The sequence below is a fragment of the Dokdonia sp. R78006 genome (assembly GCF_042466145.1).
Classification (GTDB): domain Bacteria; phylum Bacteroidota; class Bacteroidia; order Flavobacteriales; family Flavobacteriaceae; genus Dokdonia.
The window spans coordinates 963,595-982,657 of sequence record NZ_JAXHBU010000001.1; the positions used below are offsets into that span (position 1 = coordinate 963,595).

Annotated in this window: 23 protein-coding genes; 11 read left to right on the forward strand and 12 right to left on the reverse strand. The window is 38.1% G+C overall.

Annotated features, from left to right (window positions below; genetic code table 11):
• The first annotated feature begins 51 nt into the window (after positions 1 to 51).
• The 5 genes from SJY37_RS04330 to SJY37_RS04350 all read left to right on the forward strand — a co-directional run bounded on the left by SJY37_RS04330 (position 52) and on the right by SJY37_RS04350 (position 4,889).
• Positions 52 to 546, forward strand: coding sequence for a CAP domain-containing protein (locus SJY37_RS04330; RefSeq protein WP_298323589.1), 495 nt, complete (start codon positions 52 to 54; stop codon positions 544 to 546).
• Positions 547 to 668: 122 nt separating this feature from the next.
• A complete protein-coding gene (locus SJY37_RS04335) occupies positions 669 to 1,205 on the forward strand; it encodes a 3-hydroxyanthranilate 3,4-dioxygenase (protein WP_298323587.1) in 537 nt (178 codons plus the stop codon).
• Between the two features lie 184 nt (positions 1,206 to 1,389).
• Positions 1,390 to 2,943 carry an aldehyde dehydrogenase family protein gene (locus SJY37_RS04340; RefSeq protein ID WP_298323585.1) on the forward strand — a complete coding sequence of 518 codons (1,554 nt, stop codon included), beginning with the start codon at positions 1,390 to 1,392 and terminating at the stop codon, positions 2,941 to 2,943.
• 290 nt (positions 2,944 to 3,233) lie between these two features.
• Positions 3,234 to 4,184, forward strand: coding sequence for an OmpA family protein (locus SJY37_RS04345; protein WP_298323583.1), 951 nt, complete (start codon positions 3,234 to 3,236; stop codon positions 4,182 to 4,184).
• Between the two features lie 21 nt (positions 4,185 to 4,205).
• On the forward strand, positions 4,206 to 4,889 hold the full coding sequence (locus SJY37_RS04350; protein ID WP_298323581.1) for a hypothetical protein: 684 nt from the start codon (positions 4,206 to 4,208) through the stop codon (positions 4,887 to 4,889).
• Positions 4,890 to 4,969: 80 nt separating this feature from the next.
• Here the strand turns inward: SJY37_RS04350 and SJY37_RS04355 are convergent, their stop codons facing one another.
• From SJY37_RS04355 to SJY37_RS04380, 6 genes are all read right to left on the reverse strand, one after another.
• Positions 4,970 to 5,386, reverse strand: coding sequence for an OsmC family protein (locus SJY37_RS04355; protein ID WP_298323579.1), 417 nt, complete (start codon positions 5,384 to 5,386; stop codon positions 4,970 to 4,972).
• Positions 5,387 to 5,563: 177 nt separating this feature from the next.
• Positions 5,564 to 5,914, reverse strand: a complete 351-nt coding sequence (locus tag SJY37_RS04360; RefSeq protein ID WP_298323577.1) for a tRNA-binding protein — start codon at positions 5,912 to 5,914, stop codon at positions 5,564 to 5,566.
• 57 nt (positions 5,915 to 5,971) lie between these two features.
• Positions 5,972 to 7,072 (reverse strand): DNA helicase PriA, encoded by a 1,101-nt coding sequence (locus tag SJY37_RS04365; protein WP_298323576.1) that lies wholly within the window; start codon positions 7,070 to 7,072, stop codon positions 5,972 to 5,974.
• A 63-nt stretch (positions 7,073 to 7,135) separates the two neighbouring features.
• Positions 7,136 to 8,275: an SPFH domain-containing protein gene (locus SJY37_RS04370; RefSeq protein WP_298323575.1), complete on the reverse strand. Its 1,140-nt coding sequence runs from the start codon at positions 8,273 to 8,275 to the stop codon at positions 7,136 to 7,138.
• Between the two features lie 214 nt (positions 8,276 to 8,489).
• Positions 8,490 to 9,290, reverse strand: coding sequence for a hypothetical protein (locus SJY37_RS04375; RefSeq protein ID WP_298323573.1), 801 nt, complete (start codon positions 9,288 to 9,290; stop codon positions 8,490 to 8,492).
• Positions 9,291 to 9,293: 3 nt separating this feature from the next.
• Positions 9,294 to 10,184 (reverse strand): hypothetical protein, encoded by an 891-nt coding sequence (locus SJY37_RS04380; RefSeq protein WP_298323570.1) that lies wholly within the window; start codon positions 10,182 to 10,184, stop codon positions 9,294 to 9,296.
• A gap of 584 nt (positions 10,185 to 10,768) precedes the next feature.
• Here SJY37_RS04380 and SJY37_RS04385 point away from each other — a divergent pair.
• The 4 genes from SJY37_RS04385 to aat all read left to right on the forward strand — a co-directional run bounded on the left by SJY37_RS04385 (position 10,769) and on the right by aat (position 13,202).
• Positions 10,769 to 11,644 (forward strand): flavin reductase family protein, encoded by an 876-nt coding sequence (locus SJY37_RS04385; RefSeq protein ID WP_298323568.1) that lies wholly within the window; start codon positions 10,769 to 10,771, stop codon positions 11,642 to 11,644.
• 36 nt (positions 11,645 to 11,680) lie between these two features.
• Positions 11,681 to 12,064 carry a DUF3127 domain-containing protein gene (locus tag SJY37_RS04390; protein ID WP_298323566.1) on the forward strand — a complete coding sequence of 128 codons (384 nt, stop codon included), beginning with the start codon at positions 11,681 to 11,683 and terminating at the stop codon, positions 12,062 to 12,064.
• Between the two features lie 84 nt (positions 12,065 to 12,148).
• The gene (locus SJY37_RS04395; protein WP_298323565.1) at positions 12,149 to 12,514 is read left to right on the forward strand and encodes a hypothetical protein; all 366 of its coding nucleotides are present in this window, start codon (positions 12,149 to 12,151) and stop codon (positions 12,512 to 12,514) included.
• Between the two features lie 31 nt (positions 12,515 to 12,545).
• Positions 12,546 to 13,202, forward strand: a complete 657-nt coding sequence (gene aat / locus SJY37_RS04400) for a leucyl/phenylalanyl-tRNA--protein transferase (RefSeq protein WP_298323564.1) — start codon at positions 12,546 to 12,548, stop codon at positions 13,200 to 13,202.
• Between the two features lie 20 nt (positions 13,203 to 13,222).
• Here the strand turns inward: aat and SJY37_RS04405 are convergent, their stop codons facing one another.
• Positions 13,223 to 13,789: a DNA-3-methyladenine glycosylase I gene (locus tag SJY37_RS04405; RefSeq protein WP_298323863.1), complete on the reverse strand. Its 567-nt coding sequence runs from the start codon at positions 13,787 to 13,789 to the stop codon at positions 13,223 to 13,225.
• A gap of 67 nt (positions 13,790 to 13,856) precedes the next feature.
• On the opposite strand from SJY37_RS04405, the gene SJY37_RS04410 reads away from it, so the two are divergent.
• Positions 13,857 to 14,471: a thioredoxin family protein gene (locus tag SJY37_RS04410; protein WP_298323563.1), complete on the forward strand. Its 615-nt coding sequence runs from the start codon at positions 13,857 to 13,859 to the stop codon at positions 14,469 to 14,471.
• Between the two features lie 4 nt (positions 14,472 to 14,475).
• On the opposite strand, the gene SJY37_RS04415 is transcribed toward SJY37_RS04410, so the two are convergent.
• Entirely contained in the window at positions 14,476 to 15,201 is a 726-nt protein-coding gene (locus tag SJY37_RS04415) for a hypothetical protein (RefSeq protein WP_298323562.1), read from the reverse strand.
• Between the two features lie 59 nt (positions 15,202 to 15,260).
• Positions 15,261 to 15,968 carry a tRNA pseudouridine(55) synthase TruB gene (truB, locus tag SJY37_RS04420; RefSeq protein WP_298323561.1) on the reverse strand — a complete coding sequence of 236 codons (708 nt, stop codon included), beginning with the start codon at positions 15,966 to 15,968 and terminating at the stop codon, positions 15,261 to 15,263.
• Positions 15,969 to 16,178: 210 nt separating this feature from the next.
• Here truB and SJY37_RS04425 point away from each other — a divergent pair, with 210 nt between their 5' ends.
• Entirely contained in the window at positions 16,179 to 17,051 is an 873-nt protein-coding gene (locus SJY37_RS04425; RefSeq protein ID WP_298323560.1) for a hypothetical protein, read from the forward strand.
• Between the two features lie 12 nt (positions 17,052 to 17,063).
• On the opposite strand, the gene SJY37_RS04430 is transcribed toward SJY37_RS04425, so the two are convergent.
• The 3 genes from SJY37_RS04430 to SJY37_RS04440 are packed head-to-tail and all read right to left on the reverse strand — an operon-like array spanning position 17,064 to position 19,063.
• On the reverse strand, positions 17,064 to 17,864 hold the full coding sequence (locus SJY37_RS04430) for an undecaprenyl-diphosphate phosphatase (protein ID WP_298323559.1): 801 nt from the start codon (positions 17,862 to 17,864) through the stop codon (positions 17,064 to 17,066).
• A 38-nt stretch (positions 17,865 to 17,902) separates the two neighbouring features.
• The gene (locus SJY37_RS04435) at positions 17,903 to 18,166 is read right to left on the reverse strand and encodes a DUF3098 domain-containing protein (RefSeq protein ID WP_013750750.1); all 264 of its coding nucleotides are present in this window, start codon (positions 18,164 to 18,166) and stop codon (positions 17,903 to 17,905) included.
• Positions 18,167 to 18,184: 18 nt separating this feature from the next.
• The gene (locus tag SJY37_RS04440; RefSeq protein WP_298323557.1) at positions 18,185 to 19,063 is read right to left on the reverse strand and encodes an ABC transporter permease; all 879 of its coding nucleotides are present in this window, start codon (positions 19,061 to 19,063) and stop codon (positions 18,185 to 18,187) included.

Genomic DNA, 19,063 nt, shown 5'->3' on the forward strand with positions numbered 1-19,063 from the left:
AGTGCAAAATAGTTTTATATTGCAGTCATAATAAACTCATAACCCCAAATTATGAAATTGATTAGCCAAACTTTATACGCACTAGTTGCGTTGTGCCTCCTAAGCGCGTGCACCAGCGAAGAATCTACAGAGATAGATACTCTTGCAAATTTAGAAACTACTATTGAAGTAGAAAACAACATTGAGCTTGCCGAAGAGGTACTTGATGTACTTAATGACTATAGGGCATCTCTAGGTCTCAATGCACTGCAATGGCACACAGATTCAGAAAACCTTGCCGTAGGACACTCTAGTTATATGGTAGCTCAAAATGCTGCTAGTCATGATAACTTTTATGAGCGTGCTGCTATATTGCAAGAAAATGGGGCAGACATGGTGAGCGAGAATGTTGCTTATGGTTTTAGAGATGCAGAGTCAGTTCTAGAAGGATGGCTTAACAGTCCAGCTCATAAGCAGGCAATAGAAGGTGATTACACTCATACAGGTGTAGGCATCGTCATGACAGAAACAGGAATACCTTACTATACACAATTATTTATACGATAAAAAGATACCCCCAAATCAGTTTTGATTATCAACCCCGTTTACAATAGTAGACGGGGTTGTTTTTTTACGCTTTCGCGAAAGCGTACTTCTATAAATTGTATTTTTATACAAAGAATAAGATTATGGCAATTCAACAACCGTTTAATTTAAATAAGTGGATTGAGGAAAACAGAGATCTCCTCAAGCCACCCGTGGGCAATAAGAACTTATACAAAGACGCAGGTGACTATATCGTAATGATTGTAGGTGGCCCAAATGCTCGTAAAGACTACCACTACAATGAGACCGAAGAACTATTTTTTCAAATAGAAGGCTCTATTGAAGTGCACGTGCAAGATGAAGGAGTAAAGCGCACCATGCACCTAGGTCCTGGTGATATGTATTTACATCCCGCTGGTGTGCCACACTCACCCGTGAGGCATGAAAACTCTATAGGTCTCGTGATAGAACGCAAGAGAGTAGACCTTGATGGTAAGGATGGTTTATTATGGTTCTGCGATAACTGTAATCATAAATTATATGAAGTTTTCTTCAAGCTTAATGATATTGAAAAAGACTTTTTAGGTCACTTTAAAGATTTCTACGGAAGTTTAGAACATAGAACTTGTAATAACTGTGGGACTGTTATGGAAGTAGATGAGCGATTTACTACAGATTAGTAAAAAAACAGAATAATTTTTAGGGTGTGTTTAATAACACGCCCTTTTTTATGGAAGCCTTTGAATTATCCTTAGATTTGACTCAGGACAACACCTCTATTGCAGCAGGTGTATATTAAAGAAATTATTAACCATTGAGTAAGATCGCTATGTATGTTTTCTTCACTCAATTATTCAAAAAATTATGAGCACAGTAGCAAAAAATTTTGGAATGGACGAAGCGCTTAAAATACTTGGCATTTCTGGTATAAATGAAGGAACCTCTACAGGTCAAAAAAGTTTTGGTAATGGTGACATTATCGAATCTTACTCTCCAGTAGATGGGCAATTAATAGGTAAAGTAAAAACTACCACAAAAGAAGATTACGAGAAAGTAATGACCTCTGCGACTGCAGCGTTTAAAGACTTTAGAACAATGCCAGCTCCAGCACGTGGAGAGATGGTACGTCAGTTTGGAAACAAGCTTCGTGAGGTTAAAGAACCATTAGGTAAACTCGTTTCTTATGAGATGGGTAAATCATATCAAGAAGGACTAGGTGAAGTACAAGAGATGATAGACATCTGTGACTTTGCAGTAGGTCTCTCACGCCAGTTACATGGTCTTACAATGCACTCGGAGCGTCCTGGACATAGAATGTATGAGCAGTACCACCCGTTAGGTGTGGTTGGTATCATTTCGGCATTTAATTTTCCAGTAGCTGTTTGGGCTTGGAACACAGCACTTGCTTGGGTTTGCGGAGATGTATGTGTATGGAAACCATCAGAAAAGACACCGCTTTGTGGTGTTGCTTGTCAAAACATAATCGCCGAAGTTCTTAAAGCTAATGATATGCCAGAAGGTATCTCGTGCCTTATAAATGGAGATTATAAAGTAGGTGAGATGATGACTACAGATAAGCGTGTCCCTCTTATTTCTGCTACGGGTTCTACTCGTATGGGAAAAAAGGTATCTGCAACTGTAGGAGAACGTCTAGGGACTTCACTACTTGAGCTAGGAGGAAACAATGCAATCATTGTAACTCCAGATGCAGATATTAAAATGACAGTAATTGGCGCTGTTTTTGGTGCTGTAGGAACTGCTGGACAACGCTGTACATCTACTAGACGTCTTATTATACATGAGAGTATGTATGACAAAGTAAAAGACGCCGTTGTAAAAGCATATGGCCAGTTGCGCATAGGTAACCCTCTTGACGAAAATAATCACGTAGGACCATTAATTGATACAGATGCAGTTGCTAATTACAACAGCGCACTGGAACGTGTAGTTGCAGAAGGTGGAAACCTTATTGTAGAGGGTGGTGTTCTTAGTGGAGAAGGTTATGAGAGCGGTTGCTACGTAAAGCCAGCGATTGCAGAGGCTAGTAATGATTATGAGATTGTACAGCACGAGACTTTTGCTCCTGTATTATACTTATTAAAATACAAAGGAGATGTAATGGAAGCCTTAGAGCTTCAAAACGGCGTTGCACAAGGGCTTTCGTCTGCTATTATGACTAACAATCTTCGCGAGGCAGAGCGTTTCTTAAGCGTTGCCGGTTCAGATTGTGGTATTGCAAATGTAAACATAGGTACTTCTGGTGCAGAAATAGGTGGAGCCTTTGGTGGTGAGAAAGACACTGGAGGAGGCCGTGAGTCTGGATCAGATGCTTGGAAAGTATATATGAGAAGACAGACTAACACTATTAATTACACAACCGAGCTACCGCTTGCTCAAGGAATTAAATTTGACTTATAAGAGACTATATCTTTTAAGTAACTACTTATTTTCAAAACCGTTTCCCATTAAAGGAAGCGGTTTTTTTATGCGCTTTCGCGAAAAATTGAACACATCAAGCCCACTCTTCTCACAATAAGCAAAACAGTATATAACCTACGTTTTGCGCTTCAACTTGATAATTTTTACTCGATTAATCTCTTAAAATTATCGGGGAAATACATAATCTGCTGAATATCAAACCTAAAAAGTTGTAAGTGTTAATATTTTAACTAACTTTAAGAAACAGTAATCACCTAAAAAACAACCAAATGAGTAAGAAAACGGGATACCTACTAGGTATGCTGCTTACGATTGTTATTTGTATGATTCTCGCATGGATTTTTTGTTGCAACACCACTGGAAATAGTGATTTGCAAAACAATCAAAGAGAAAAAACTATTGACAATCCTCCTGCAGTAGCTACTCCAAAAGTAGCAACCTCAATGGCCTTTAACCTTAAAGGACCTGATGGTAATTTTGCTTTTACAAGCAATGACAATTTTAACTTCAACACTTCATCATTTTCAATACTACCTCCTATTTCTGGGAAGGTTACAGATGGCGTAGCTGAGCTCAAAACATACTTTGAGACCACAGGTAATGAAGATAAAATGATAGACATCACAGGATATTATGACAGTGAAGAAAAAAACACCTCAGCATTTGCAGATCTTGGACTTGCGAGATCTAATTCTGTAAAAAACTATTTTGTTGACAAAGGAATTCCTTCTAGCCGCATTAATACGTATGGAGAGCTACGCTCATCACTAGTTCCTGATGGCAACGTGTACAAAGGTCCTATGGAATACAGGATCTTTAATCAGGCAAATGGAGATCTTGATGCTACTAATACGGCACTACAAGATATAGAGAATAGCCTAAGAGCAGACCCACTAGTATTGTACTTCGATTATGGAGAAGCCTCCGTAACGCTAAGCGAGAAACAACGCTTACAAATAGGAGACATAAGCCGTTATCTAGATAAAAAAGAAGGTGCAACCATCACTGTAGAAGGACACACAGATAGTCAAGGTAGCCTCACAACTAACGATAGATTAGGATTAGAAAGAGCAGAGTTTGCTAAGGCATACCTCGCAAACAACGGTATTCCGGAATCAAAAATTAAAACAGTTTCAAAAGGAGAGCGCAGCCCTATTGAAACAAATGATACCGAGGAGGGACGTAATAAAAATAGACGCGCAGTCATCACATTAAACTAACAGACCAAAAACAAAATAATTATGGATTTTTCAAACATAGCTTGCTGGATATGGCCACTCATCGCAGGTGTCATCTGCGGTATTTTAGGATATTTATTGGGTCGCCTTTTTGGCAGTAGTACTAATAAAACAATAGACTACAGCGCAGATCTTGAAGATTGCAAGCGTAAAACAGCATCTCTACAAGCAGATCTAGATGCGTGTACTCGTAAAACTGCATCCTTAGAGGCAGATTTAGCTTCAAGTGAGTCTAAGCTTAGTCTAGCAAAAAAAGCTCCCTTGGCGGCAACTAGTACCGCGAGCATCGCAAGTTCATTTGCGGCAGGGGCAGCTACAAGTAAAACAGTTATTGAAAATACAAATACGAGTGAACCATCACCATCTATAGGTATTATAGGCGTACCGTTTGATGCAGCAGCTGCAAAAGGTGCCTACGGGAAGAAAAAAGTAAGAGAGAATGACCTCACCATTGTAGAGGGTATAGGTCCAAAAATCTCAGAGCTCTTCCATAATCACGATATTAAAACATGGGCATCACTAGCAAGCACCTCTGTAGAGAAGTGCCAGAAAGTACTTAATTCTGGTGGAAAACGCTATGAAATACATCGCCCAGGGACATGGCCTATGCAAGCAGAAATGGCAGCACAAGGAAAATGGGCAGAACTCAAAAAATGGCAAGATGAACATGATTACGGTAAGGCGTAAATAGCTCTATATATTCCATATAAAAAAAGTCCGCTATGATACATTTCATAGCGGACTTTCATTTTGTAAACAGTTGTTTTCTATAATAGTGTAGCGTCTAGTGTGATTTCTGCTTTCATAAGCTTAGAGAGTGGACACACTTCCTTTGCTTTTTGAGCAATCTCTTCAAATTTCTCTTTTGAGATATTTGGCACTTTACCTTTGGTTACTAACTTGATTGTGGTGATTTCGCCGTCTTCAAAAGTTACGTGAGCGTCTGTGTCAAGACTCTCTGCAACAAAATCTTCTTCATTTAATAAGAAACTCAATTGCATCGTGTAACATCCTGAATGTGCTGCACCTATAAGCTCTTCTGGGTTAGTCCCTACTCCATCTTCAAATCTTGTCCCAAATGCATATTGTGCTTTATCTAATACAGTACTCTCTGTTGATATTGATCCTTTACCTTCTTTCCCACTTCCTGCCCAATGAGCGCTTGCTTTCCTTGTAAATTTCATAATTGGTAATTTAAAACGACAAGAACATGTCCTTATCGCTGTTGTTAATATGAAGTAAAAGTAATTAGATTACGCTTTCGCGAAAGCGGTATTAACAGCATATAACATCATCTTTAACAAAGGTTTATAATGACCTCAACTAATAGTCTACACTTGTTTTAAGGAAGTTGAAAGTCATTAACCTATTTGAGTGCCATTTGCTACTTCTCTATCTGGAGCTATTAAAATAACATCCTTATCATTGCCCAACCCTCCCAAAACGAGACACTCACTCATCATCGTTGCAATTTGCTTAGGCGGAAAATTAAGGACTGCAACCACTTGCCTTCCCACTAGTTCTTGAGTAGTATATAACTGAGTGATTTGTGCAGATGTTTTTCTTTTACCGTGCTCACCAAAGTCCACAACCATTTTATATGATGGATTTCTAGCCTCTGCAAATACCTCTGCAGATAAGATGGTGCCTACTCGCATTTCTACCTTAGTAAAATCACTCCAAGTTAAATTTTTATGTTGCTTATCTTCCATAGTTGACTTTTGAAACAGAAACTAAATAGCTCATACGTTAGTTAATAATCCACATTACTATTGGCCATTATTTGCTAGCATAACAATAACTCCTATCACAATAAGACCTGCTAGTATCGCAAAGAAAATCTTCCAGAATGAATACGGTCGTTTTCCAGAGAGTGCTCCCGTTTCTCCATTAACAAAGAAGTTATATTCCTTACCGTTATAGCGGTATGAACTCACATAAACAGGTAATAAAATGTGTTTAAACGTCTCTTCTGCAAGCTTCATGTCTATAGATGACACTCGTTGTGTATCACCACCTATGTCTCTAGCTGCCCACGTGGATGCTATTTGCTTTGCAACATCACGAGATTTACCATAACCATCTTTAAGAGGAATAGTATATTTTTCTGTCACAAAACCAGATAAAAATCCGCTATTGAAGGGTTGTAATTTTTTAAGATCCCATCTAGCAATTTTGGAAGGAACTCTTCCTGCTCGCTGTTTTGAGGCTTCTATCAGGGTGTCATCTACAAATCCAGATACACTGCCAGAAGCAGGATACCATCGCGTTTTTTGCACTTGTCTAGATTGCGTTTTTCCTTTACTATCTCGATAGGTTTCTGTCACATAGTAGTACTCCCCTCTCTGACCAGTATAATCTGCAGCAAGTTGCGCATCAAAGGTCCAATAAGGCAAGTACAATCCCTTTGTAAATTGTGGATCTAGTGAAGCTTTCTTTAATTTATTAGGAGCCCACCACAACCCATTTACCCACTTTTTAAAAATAGTAAACGAGGCACCCTGATCTATTTGAAATGGTAATACAGCTCCTGGTAAAATCCAGTTTTCCTTACGCATATCTTCAAGTATGAGCGGCATGCTGCAATACACGCAATGCAGGGATTTATAATGCTCTTCTACATGCTGGTTTGCCCCACAGTTTTTACAGTGAAGCATTGAGATTTCTTCGCTGTTTTTTTGATCTCCCATTTTATCCAGGTAAGGATAAAGCTCTAGTTCTTCAAACTTACTGGTCTCAAGTGATATTTTCTCTTGATGCCCGCAGTACTCACATGTAATAGACGTTGTACCTGGCTTATACTTAAGCTCTGCACCACAATTGATACATGCCTTTTTAAGTTCAGTTTTATGAATGGGTGTTTCTTCCATATAGGAATAATAATAGGTGCGTATGTAGAAATACGCACCTCAAAAAGTTTTAGTTATAAAATATTATTGTGGTAACGGCGGCGGTGTGTTACCTCCTAAGAAAGACTTAAGCTCTTCCACCTCTTGCAATGCAGTCCATGCAGCCATTCCCTGTTTCCACACAAGGCTCTCCTTATTGATAGTGCGGTTTGCAAATAAAGCCTTGAGCTGATCGATACCTACGGGTCCTTGTTGCGCACCGTTTACAGCATAAAAATATTGTACTGCGGCTGGCATAGGTGGAGGCATCATTCCTCCTTGATTCATTTGGGGTTGTGCTTGTTGTTGTCCTCCCATTTGTGGAGACATCATTCCGCCCATTTGTTGCGCAAGTACAAAGCCCATTCCCATACCCATTCCTGCGCCTGCAGTACCACCTTCATTAGTAGCTGCAGCTTCTATTGCTTTTGCAGTTTTAAACTTAGTAAGTTTATCTAGGTCTATTTTATCCAGACGACTGTATTCAAATATTTCTTTCTTGAGGTCTTCTGGCATCGACACATTCTCGATGTAAAACTTCTCAAGAGAAATACCTACAGACATGAACTCTGGCTTCATTACCTCTTGGCACGTCTCAGAAAGCTCTGAAGTATTTGCAGCATACAGCTCTATAGGAAGATTTGCTTCTCCTACCGTATCTGTAAATCTTGTTGCAATGAGACTTTTGAGATGCTCATTAATCTCAAAATTAGTAAAGTTGTTATCTGTCCCTACGATGTCTACAATAAACTTCCCAGCATCTGCAATTCTAAAGGCGTAGGTTCCAAAAGCACGAATCTCAACCAGTCCAAAACGGTCATCACTTAATGTAATTGGGTTTTTAGTTCCCCACTTTTCGTCTGTAAATAAGTGTGTGTTTACAAAATAAACTTCTGCTTTAAATGGAGAGTTAAAGCCATATTTCCAACCTTTAATAGTAGATAATATTGGTAAATTTTGAGTAGTCAGGTCATATGTTCCTGGTGTAAAAACATCTGCCAAATGGCCTTCATTTACAAACACTGCCGTCTGTCCTTCACGTACAACAAGCTTTGCACCATTTTTTATCTCATTTTGATAGCGTTCAAAACGGTGAGCAATGGTGTCATCTGTATAGTCTAACCACTCGACAATATCTATAAACTCATTACTGAGTTTCTCTTTAATTTTACTAAAAATATCCATAGGTTGTGTTGTTTTATTTTGTGTTTTAAAGTTATGAAAAAATAGTGCACAAAAAATCGGCTATTGTTAATCCTAACATAGCCGATTCAAATAGGTTACTTTATAATAATTAGAGTTCCGTCGGGTAATAATATACTGATGTCAGTAATTTCTAACGGAAGGTATCTTGCGAGATTCACAAGATATTTAAGTTCGTGTATGATTTCTTCCATTATTACACCGTTTTAAATCTTATTGTAACCTCACTATATAATGTAGCATTACTACTAGCACTTTTTGTACTAGCAGGCCTTGCAATAATTCTAACAGAAGGAATGGAAGCTCCTATAGATCCTTTTTCAATCATTGCTGCCTTATCTACCATAATAACCTTGGTATTTCGCTCAGAATCGAATACCTCTTTAATAGAAATTCCTTTGATAGAAATTGGAGTTGCTTCAAGATTTACAATTGATTTTATATCGTCTTTGTCTATTACTATATCCTTAGCTTCAACTTTTGACTTCATTTTTTTAGCAAGGATAGGCTTAGAAACTTGAGACTCTTGATAGTAATTAGAAAGTTCAAGCTTTGCTTTGATTTCTCCAGAATCAACAACTAATTGGGTAGACTCAGCTCTATTAAGGAGTAACTCAATAGAACCTTTATATTCATCTACCAGATTTTCTATCATGAGGTTTTTAACCTTTTGAACACCGTCCTTAGTCAATTTACCACGATACACAATCCCTTTAAGACTATCAAATTGAGTTTCAAGATAGCTTAATTGATCATCTGTAATTACACCTAGATTTTCAATAAGCACTCCAAATTGAGCAAGCTCTTTATCAGCTATCATTTCTGCGTTGAGGTAATCTTTTTTAAAGGCATCAGATGAAAGATTTAATGCTTCTTGAAGCTCTCTGTATTTTTCCAGTTGGTGATTTTGAGCGGAAAGGGTAGCGTCAAATGTTTCTTGTAACAGCTGCCCCACAAATTCTGAAAATCCTAAACCTACTTCGCTAAAATTTTCCATATCCTATCCGTTTAATGGAGCATAATCCGTTTTGAACTTGATTAGTACTCGTCCAAAGATGTCAACTTTAGTTCCACTAGAATCTCTTTGATACGACTTTGCTGTGTTTACAGTAACAGTTCTACTCACATTTTTTCTTTTTCTCTTTGATCTAAAAATCCCGATGATTCCCCCACCTCTCACATCCTTTGCTTTGGTCTTAACCTTTGCTTTTTGGTTATAGCCGCTACTACTCCCTGAAGTACTATTATTCCAGGTAGAAAAAGTAATCTTAGTCTCTATTTCTCCTTCAGTTACTACTAATCGCATTACACCTTGCTTTGCTATGGTTTGTAACAGACCATACTTGTTTGAAGCAATGAGTGAAGCAATAGCATCGTTTATCTCATTATAGGTGGGAAGGTGATCTGCGATAGCTTCGGCTCCCTCAAGCACTTTTTCATTATATTTATTAAGCGCGTCAAGACCTTGTATTTCACTAGGATCGTTAATTTTATCTACAAGTCCTGTGGCTACTGGAGCGAGTGCATTAATAAGACCTCCCCACCATTTATCGTCAACTGCTGGCTTATCTGCAGCGGCTGGTGCTCCAGGTGCGCTGGGAGGTTGTAATTTATCCAAGTGTTCTGTTATGGCGGTGGCGTCTGGTTCAGGGAGGTCATAAGCTAGTACAAACTCAGATATTTGATCAAAACTAACGTCGTCTTTTGTGTTGTTGATATAAGTAGATAAATCATCTGTAAGTGAAGATACAAATGCTGCATACTCTTCCATTTGTAGAATATGAGCTTCTACTAAAGAATCAAAAACACCTGTAACTAGTTCTTTTGTAAACTCTACAAATGGAATATCTCCAAATCTTGAAGCTGTGTCGATTGCATAATTGTCATTCATAATATTTAGTTTAAAAGATTAATTTGTACAAATATGGCTTAATAATACAACTACCTCCATCTCTAAAAACCTATTTGTCAATAGGTTAAATACCTGTTAAAAAAAAGAGCATAAAAAAACCTACTATTGTTCCCTCAAACAATAGCAGGTCTTAATTACCTATATAAAGGCAACTCAAAACAATGTATAGTGGCTTATCATCTATCCTTGGTACTCATATGAGCTGCCATCTGGAAACTCTATTGAGAAATAAGAAACATCAAATTCCTCATCTTGAAAAATTTCTTCTAGAAGTCCCCACTCTTCCGTATTTGTATTCATGACATATCTTTTTAAGTGAATAATACATTACAAATATGAACCAGATTTATGGATCTCTAAGGGATATAATGGCGTGAATGTGTAAGGGTTTATACCCCTATATTTATAAGTGGTTTTTAAGTGCGTCATACAAAACCTTACCAATAGAGCTGCTAGCTACCTTTTCAAGCAGCGCAATAGAGGTTGTTGTTAAGCTTTCGCGAAAGCGTTATTAATACCCTTAAAGAATTCCTATTTTTGATACACTTTTAAAATCAATATGTATGCTCACGATAGATCCTAAAGAAATTCCAGTTCCACAATTATTTGCTCACCTTACGGGTGCTGTGGGACCTCGTCCTATTGCATTTGCAAGTACTGTAGATAAAGATGGTAAAGTAAATCTTGCTCCTTTTAGCTTTTTTAATGTCTTTGGGGCAAATCCTCCTATTCTTGTGTATTCACCTTCTAGAAGTGGTCGTGATAACACCACAAAACACACGCTAGATAACGTACTTGAAGTACCTGAATGTACTGTAAACATTGTAAACTATGCAATGGTGCAACAAATGTCACTGGCAAGTACGGCTTATGCAAAAGGTGTAAACGAGTTTACAAAGTCTGGACTTACTGAAAAACCATCTGAGATGGTGCAACCTCCTTGCGTTGCAGAGGCTCCTGTACAGTTTGAGTGTAAAGTAATTGAGGTAAAGCCACTAGGTGATCAAGGTGGCGCGGGAAATCTTGTGATTTGCGAGATTTTAAAAATGCATATTGATGAGGAGATACTAGATGCTCATGGAGCAATAGATCCTCTCAAGATAGATCAAGTCTCACGTATGGGTGCAAACTGGTATAGTAGAGCAAAAGACGGACTTTTTGAAGTGCCTAAACCTGTTTTAAGAACTGGAATAGGGGTTGATATGATCCCTCAAGAAATAAGAAATAGTACGATACTCACTGGTAACGATCTAGGTATGTTAGGTAATGTAGAGCAGCTACCTACCGAAGATGAGATTTCTGACTTTATAGCACAACATGAAGATTTAAGAACAAATCTTGCCACAGCAAGTGAGGAAACGGTGCATAAACTGGCAAAGGAATATTTAGATAAAAAAAATGTGGATAATGCGTGGAGAGTTCTGCTCGCAAAACGCTAGGATTTTCATAAATTTACACCCTAATAATTGAACGCGATGGAAGTACAAGGTAAAGTAAAGATGGTCGGTGAGACTCAAACATTTGGGAGCAACGGCTTTAGAAAAAGAGAACTTGTCGTAACGACAGAAGAGCAATACCCACAGCACATTATGGTGGAGTTTGTACAAGATAAAACAGATCTTTTGAACAACTATGCTGTTGGTCAAAATGTAAAAGTGAGCATTAACTTAAGAGGACGCGAGTGGGTAAATCCACAAGGTGAGACTAAGTATTTTAACTCTATACAAGGATGGCGCATTGAGAATGTAGCTGCTGAAAATGCAGGTGGTGGTCAACCACTTCCTCCTATGCCTCCTGCAGATTCATTTGAGCCTGCAACAAACCTTAATAGTGACGATCACGACGATCTGCCATTTTAAGCCGATAAAGGTCAACGTATTGATATTTGAACCCAAAACAATTAACTTGTTTTGGGTTCTTTATTTTTACACCTTTATCAACCTATGATTGTATACGGAGTTTGTAAAAGTTGCCATAACCACTTGAGCCTAAATGTTCTTGCGGATACACGCACAGAACTCTCAAAACAAATAGGTGCAAGCATTTCAAAAAAATGTACCCGATGCGGGGTCACTACCACCTTTGCTGCAAATCAACTTAAAGCCAAACTCTCAAAACGCATACGTCATGCAGTTTTGGAGGTTGCAATTGTAGGTGTTTTAATATTATCTTCTGCCTACTACTTTCTCACAAATATCACCTATATCGCCTTAATTATTGCACTTTACACGCCACTTGCAATAGGCTATGTGTGGCATACAAGAAGAAATTTTAAGTTAATTGATACTTTTAATAGAAGCAAAGCCTAGTTATCTTTGTGTATAGCTATTAATTATACTCGTGCTTTTACTCCCAGAAGATCAACATTGGAATAATGAACCTTGGTTTCCAGAACACCATCTGGCAGACGAGGAAGGGCTACTTATGGTAGGTGGTGATCTCACTACAGACTGGTTATTGCTTGCTTATAATTCTGGCATCTTTCCTTGGTATAATGAGGGACAGCCTATTTTATGGTGGACACCAGACCCACGTATGGTAGTAAAACCTAGTGATGTACACGTATCAAAATCTATGCGCAAAGTGTTACGTGACAATCACTATACGGTTACCTACAATAAAAATTTCTTAGAAGTAATTCTTGCCTGTAAACGCATTAAACGCAACGGTCAAGACGGCACGTGGATCACTAATGATATCATAGATGCATATCTCAGACTACACGAACTAGGTCATGCAATCTCTGTTGAGGTTTGGCATGATGAAAAATTAGTCGGAGGTCTTTATGGAATAGATCTTAAGGAGAAGGGAATATTTTGTGGAGAAAGCATGTTTACAACCATGAGCAATGCCAGTAAAGTGGGATTTATTACGCTTTCGCGAAAGCTAGAAAAAGAAAATTACCACCTCATCGATTGCCAGATGTATACAGACCATCTAGCGAGCTTAGGTGCCGCAGAGATTCCGAGAGATTTATTTCTTGAATATCTACAGTAGGGACGCAATGCCTTGCGTCCCTACTGCACCTTATTATATCTGAAGCAGCTTACTTCGTGGTCATTTACCATACCAATAGCTTGCATGAATGCATAGATAATGGTGCTTCCCACAAATTTGAATCCGCGTTTTTTTAGGTCTTTTGATATGGCGTCACTCAGCGGAGTATTTGCTGGTGCTTCTTTGTACGACTGCACCTCATTTTGGATAGGAGTATTATCTACATAAGCCCAGAGATACTTAGAAAAACTCCCAAACTCTTCTTGAATCTCCATATATAGCCTAGCATTTGTGACTGTACCACGCACTTTTAATTTATTTCTGATAATGCCCGCATCTTGCAATAATGACTGGATTTTATCTTCATTATAAGCTGCAATACGCTTGTAATCAAAGTTATCAAAGGCTACTCTAAAGTTTTCTCTCTTCTTTAAAATGGTAATCCAACTCAATCCCGCTTGAAAAGTTTCTAATACAAGGAACTCAAAAAGTAAATCCTCATCTCTCAAAGGAGTTCCCCACTCATTATCATGATAAGCTTCATAGAGATCATCACCTACACACCAACCGCATTTGTTTTTTGTCATCATTGATCATTTGGGATTCTAAGGTGAAAGATAGTAAGTTTGTAGCAGAGCTCACGACATATGTGCTATGGAAACAATGGAAAAAACAAGAACACAATTAATAGCAGAGGGTCTCTCTCAGGCTATTTCATATCAAGATTATAGAGTACTTACAGAGACTCACGCCCTAGAAGGAACTAATACAGGTCCAGAAGTGACAGAGGCGCTACATAACTATACAATGCTTAATCACAAGCGCATGAAACGTCTAGACAAGACACTCAAGCTCTCTGATGATGTACAGCAGCAAATAAAAGATTTTAAAGGAGATGTATCCTGGCTAGTACTTACAGAGAGCTGGTGTGGTGACGCTGCTCAAACGATGCCTATGATGCAAAAGTTTGCAGACCTCAACCCTAACATTAAATTTAAGGTTGTTCTTAGAGATGAGAATCTTGATCTTATGGATCAGTTTCTATACAATGGAGGGCGTTCTATTCCGAGACTTATCGCTGTAAATAGCAACACAAATGAAGTGATAGCAGACTGGGGGCCACGTCCATCTGAGGCTACAAAAATGGTTAATGACTATAAGGAAGCCCACGGTAAGTTAACTCCAGAATTTAAAGAAGATTTACAAGTGTGGTATAATAAAGACAAAGGACAAGGAACTGCCCAAGATTTACTTAAACTACTTAAGTAATCCGTTACCCTTGAAAATCAAAAGTCACACTCCCTAGTTGTGTGGCTTTATTTCCTTTATCAAAGTAAGCTCTTGTTAAATACTCCATTGCCTGATCTATCAGACATCCATTTGAGCTTGTAGAGGCACTTTTATTATAATCCTTATCTATGATAGTTCCTTTATCGTTCACAGTGATATTCACTACTATTTTACCGTAAGCATCGCAGGTATACACAGGATTAGGTAAAACTATTGCAGTACGGCCTACTAGATCGTAAGAAACCGTACTCTGTCTATAAGCACTTTTCTTTTTCTTATTACGTGCAGCTTCTCGAGCATCTATAGCCGCTTGTACCTCTTCTCTTTTTGCTTCTAGATTACCTTCTCTAGCTTCTTGAAGCGCCTTAAGCTTAGCCTCATTGTCGTCATTAAGTTGCTCTACACTATTCTGCTGTTGAGCTTCTATTGCTTTTCTAATTTCGTCATCATCTTGAAAGCTTTTGTTTTCTTCCCTAAGTTGAGCGGTATTGTAGGCTTGGTTGGTTTTTGAAATACGACGCTCTTGAACTTGATCTTCTTGTTGCTCCTCAAGCTCCTCTACTATCTCCTCAGTAATTACAGGAATCTCAATAAACTCCTCTATCTCTCCTTGATATGGTTTTACTCCCAGAAAGAAAAAAACGAGCACAAGTAAACTTGCCCCCGTAACGGTAATTAGTAAAGCCTTATCAGAATGAGAAATCTTCATAAAGAACTAAAATAATAAAAGTAAAATAGCTGAATCGCCTAATAACAGTGTTTCACAAATTATTCTTCTGTGGAACCAGCTGTAATTTCGGTTATAAATCCATCAAGAGACTGTGCATCATCTACGTTGTAATCACCTATTTTGGTTCTTCTCAACGCACTTAAGTGAGCTCCACTTTTGAGTCCTTCGCCAAAGTCAAATGCCAGCGATCTAATATATGTTCCTTTACTACAGCGCACTTTAAAATCTACTTCTGGCATTGCTATGCGAGTGATTTCAAAAGATGAGATATTAATCTCTCGTTTAGGAATATCTACTTCTTCTCCTGCTCGTGCAAATTCATACAAGCGTTTCCCCTCCTTTTTGAGTGCAGAAAATACTGGCGGGCGTTGCATGATGTTTCCTTGGTACGCTTTCGCGAAAGCGTAAATATCCTCATCAGTAATATGTTCTGTAGAAAAAGTTTGATCTACTTCTGTCTCAAGATCATAACTAGGCGTAGTACCACCTAAAACAATGGTGCCCGTATATTCCTTTTCTTGTCCAACAAACTCATGTAAGCGCTTTGTAAACTTACCCGTACAAATAATCATAAGGCCAGTTGCCAAAGGATCTAACGTACCTGCATGACCTACTTTTATCTTCTTTATATTAAGATTCTTACGTATAAGCCAGCGCACTTTGTTAACCAGCTGGAATGAGGTCCACTCTAGCGGTTTATCAAAAATGAGTACTTGCCCATCTTTATAATCTTGGTCTGTAAGCATATCCAGCTTGGTTTTGTAGTTTTTGTTAGGGACTAGGAGGCAAAGTTATCAAGATAATGCTATTTAACTAGAAATATCACGCATAACTTATTATGCTTTTTATGATATCAAAATACTCTTATTGTGGTTTAATGATATATTTTTATAAGAAATCACCTCCTTATCTCCGTAATAAATAAGAGATATACTTTAAAATAAAATATGTCCCAGTTGCAAAGAATTATTGTTTTAGTAGGTTTAATCCTAATGTGCACGCAATGTTCATCTAATGATGGGTCGTCTGATGATGCGGTAGAAGTTACTGTTCCTGTAGTTACACCCACAGATGAAACAGATGACGATGGTACAACAGATGAAGACAATGCTCTAGACACCGAGGCCTTCTCATTTGAGCCAAATTTAGTTATAGAAAATAGTTTCAATACGGGTGGTTGTATACCAGGACCTTGTGATACAGACGATGAAAATCTCGATGACATTTTTGAAAGTGGACAGCCAGATGACGAGTATTTTTATTCTTCTAATAACGGAACCATTTTAAATTTGAAGTGCCAACTAGAAAAAGGAAGAAGAACAGAGTTTAAACAATCCTCAGAAGGTCCATTAACAACACCATCTCGCATGGAATTTGAAGCGGTATACTTAGATATTCCTACAGAAGGAATAACCATTGCTCAGGTTCATAATAGAGGTGGTAGTTCTAATAAGCCGTTTTTTAGACTTGAATTGCATAATGATGAACTAGAAACTGTCGTACGAAGAGATCCAGAAGTAAGCTCGAGTGATACAGAATTTGATAAAGATTTTTACTCTTTTGTCAATGGTGCAAACTATAATGCTGAGCCTTTAAAAATCATTATTGAAAAAGGTAATGGTGTTGTACATCTTATTGTAGCCCAGGGAGGTCAAACGCTCATAGATGATACTTATAGCCCTGAGGTAGGTACAAACTGGATAGAAGATAATGGTATTGCAAATGGATATTATCTAAAGGCTGGAATCTATAATCCAGCTGCAAACCATACTGAAGCTATTGAATTACAGTATTCAATGTTTCACTTTACATCAGAAGACGAGAACTAGAGATAGAACGTATTAAGCTTGATTATAGATGGAAAATCCTATTGCAATTACTCCTACAATGAGACAGTAAATAGCAAACCAAGAGAGTTTACTTTTCTTAACAAGTTTAATCATCCACGTACAAGCTACAAGTCCTGCTACAAAGGCAGCTACAAAGCCTATTACTAGTACAGATACGTTACCCGTTTGTGTGGTAAGCGCTCCATCCATAAGGTCTTTTGCAATCTTCCCAAAAATAAGTGGGATCACCATTAAAAATGAAAAACGCGCTGCTTTGCTCTTATCATTACCCAATAACACAGAGGTAGATATAGTTGCTCCACTGCGAGAAATACCAGGAATCATTGCCACGGCTTGAGAGACACCAATTATGAACGCATTTGAAAAAGTAACATTCTTTTGAGTGTCTTTTGCTCTATCTGCGAAGTATAATAGTACCGCAGTTACAAGAAGCATACAGCCTACGAGCATGATATTTCCTCCAAAAAGCGCTTCTAGCTGTTCTTCAAAAAACAGCCCTACAATTACTGCAGGAATCATGGATAACACGATTTTTGCCGAAAATTGTGTTTCTTCATTCCACTTGAATGAAAACAATCCGTTCAAAATTTCTACAATATCTTTTCTAAAAACTACGATGGTAGAAAGTGCCGTGGCAAAGTGCACAACAACGGTAAACATCAAGCTTTCTTCTGGGACAGAAGTGTCTCCTAAGATTGCCTTCCCTAGTTCTAAATGACCACTAGAAGAAACTGGTAAAAACTCTGTGAGTCCTTGAATAACACCAAGGATTAATGCGTCTAAGTTATCCATAACCGCAAAGATAAGATTGTCGTTATAAGGGGCAAGTGTTACTTCCCTTTATTAGGGTTAAGTAGTATCGCATATACTTCTATACCAAAACCTATGAGAATCACAGCAGGTGCTAGACGTATACGTCTCCATGAGTAGATCTCAGGATTAAAAACATTAGGGTCGTCACTACCACCACCAGACATTAGTATAAAGCCTAAGGCAATCACACCAAGTCCAATAAGCATCCAGGTAAAGTTCTTCTTACCAAAGATAAATTCGGTTTCCTGTTTAATGACTTCTTTACGTTTTTGTTCTCCCATAGTAATACTTTTATACTGCTAGTAGTATAATTCTTCTGTGCGCAAATTTAAGAAACGTTGTGTTGCAAGGAAGGTGCTAAACCAAGTAATCACGATACCCATCATAAATACCCCTCCAAAAAGTGCTCCCAGTAGAAGTGGATCATCAAGTAATGTGAGTTGAGGAAAAGTCTTGTTTGCATAATACAATACTCCAGCCATCCCTGCTATAGCTATAAGCGCTCCTATAATCCCTAAACGCACACTTTTCCAAACGAAAGGCCTGCGTATAAATTTTTTAGTCGCTCCAACCATCTGCATGGTTTTTATGGTAAATCTCTTAGCATACACGGATAATCGTATAGAGCTATTAATAAGCAATACTGCTATAAAAGTGAATATCCCTGAGATAATGAGAATCCACAGGCTCATTTTCTTAATGTTGTCGTTAAGAAGTGAGATTAAGGGCTTGTCATACGTCACTTCCTCTACAAAGTTTTTAGAAGCAATTTCTGCTGCGATTTCTGATACTTTCTCTGCCGACACGTAATCTGCATTAAGGTATAAATCTATGCTATTTTGTAGTGGATTTTCTCCAAGATAGTCTACAAAGTTTTCTCCTAAAGCCTCGCTATGTGCTTCAGCAGCTTCTTCTTTTGATACAAACTGTATAGATTTTGTGTATTCTGCCAGTGATAAAGACTTCTCAAGCTGCTTCATCTCCACATCTTTTGCTCCATCTTTAAAGTAAACACCTACTGCAATAGTCTCCTTAAAATAGTCGGCTACTTTTTTGGTGTTAAGCACTAGTAATCCTAGTATTCCCAATAGAAACAGTACCAAAGCAATACTAATCACCACCGAAAAATAGGAAGTAATTAATCGTCTTTTCTGGTATTTCTCAAAGGATGAACTCAT

Bases quoted from the DNA above. Each gene is read 5' to 3' on its own strand.
- SJY37_RS04330 (WP_298323589.1), top strand. From the start codon at position 52: ATGAAATTGATTAGCCAAACTTTATACGCACTAGTTGCGTTGTGCCTC.
- SJY37_RS04335 (WP_298323587.1), top strand. From the start codon at position 669: ATGGCAATTCAACAACCGTTTAATTTAAATAAGTGGATTGAGGAAAAC.
- SJY37_RS04340 (WP_298323585.1), top strand. From the start codon at position 1,390: ATGAGCACAGTAGCAAAAAATTTTGGAATGGACGAAGCGCTTAAAATA.
- SJY37_RS04345 (WP_298323583.1), top strand. From the start codon at position 3,234: ATGAGTAAGAAAACGGGATACCTACTAGGTATGCTGCTTACGATTGTT.
- SJY37_RS04350 (WP_298323581.1), top strand. From the start codon at position 4,206: ATGGATTTTTCAAACATAGCTTGCTGGATATGGCCACTCATCGCAGGT.
- SJY37_RS04355 (WP_298323579.1), bottom strand. From the start codon at position 5,386: ATGAAATTTACAAGGAAAGCAAGCGCTCATTGGGCAGGAAGTGGGAAA.
- SJY37_RS04360 (WP_298323577.1), bottom strand. From the start codon at position 5,914: ATGGAAGATAAGCAACATAAAAATTTAACTTGGAGTGATTTTACTAAG.
- SJY37_RS04365 (WP_298323576.1), bottom strand. From the start codon at position 7,072: ATGGAAGAAACACCCATTCATAAAACTGAACTTAAAAAGGCATGTATC.
- SJY37_RS04370 (WP_298323575.1), bottom strand. From the start codon at position 8,275: ATGGATATTTTTAGTAAAATTAAAGAGAAACTCAGTAATGAGTTTATA.
- SJY37_RS04375 (WP_298323573.1), bottom strand. From the start codon at position 9,290: ATGGAAAATTTTAGCGAAGTAGGTTTAGGATTTTCAGAATTTGTGGGG.
- SJY37_RS04380 (WP_298323570.1), bottom strand. From the start codon at position 10,184: ATGAATGACAATTATGCAATCGACACAGCTTCAAGATTTGGAGATATT.
- SJY37_RS04385 (WP_298323568.1), top strand. From the start codon at position 10,769: ATGCTCACGATAGATCCTAAAGAAATTCCAGTTCCACAATTATTTGCT.
- SJY37_RS04390 (WP_298323566.1), top strand. From the start codon at position 11,681: ATGGAAGTACAAGGTAAAGTAAAGATGGTCGGTGAGACTCAAACATTT.
- SJY37_RS04395 (WP_298323565.1), top strand. From the start codon at position 12,149: ATGATTGTATACGGAGTTTGTAAAAGTTGCCATAACCACTTGAGCCTA.
- SJY37_RS04405 (WP_298323863.1), bottom strand. From the start codon at position 13,789: ATGACAAAAAACAAATGCGGTTGGTGTGTAGGTGATGATCTCTATGAA.
- SJY37_RS04410 (WP_298323563.1), top strand. From the start codon at position 13,857: ATGGAAACAATGGAAAAAACAAGAACACAATTAATAGCAGAGGGTCTC.
- SJY37_RS04415 (WP_298323562.1), bottom strand. From the start codon at position 15,201: ATGAAGATTTCTCATTCTGATAAGGCTTTACTAATTACCGTTACGGGG.
- truB (WP_298323561.1), bottom strand. From the start codon at position 15,968: ATGCTTACAGACCAAGATTATAAAGATGGGCAAGTACTCATTTTTGAT.
- SJY37_RS04430 (WP_298323559.1), bottom strand. From the start codon at position 17,864: ATGGATAACTTAGACGCATTAATCCTTGGTGTTATTCAAGGACTCACA.
- SJY37_RS04435 (WP_013750750.1), bottom strand. From the start codon at position 18,166: ATGGGAGAACAAAAACGTAAAGAAGTCATTAAACAGGAAACCGAATTT.
- SJY37_RS04440 (WP_298323557.1), bottom strand. From the start codon at position 19,063: ATGAGTTCATCCTTTGAGAAATACCAGAAAAGACGATTAATTACTTCC.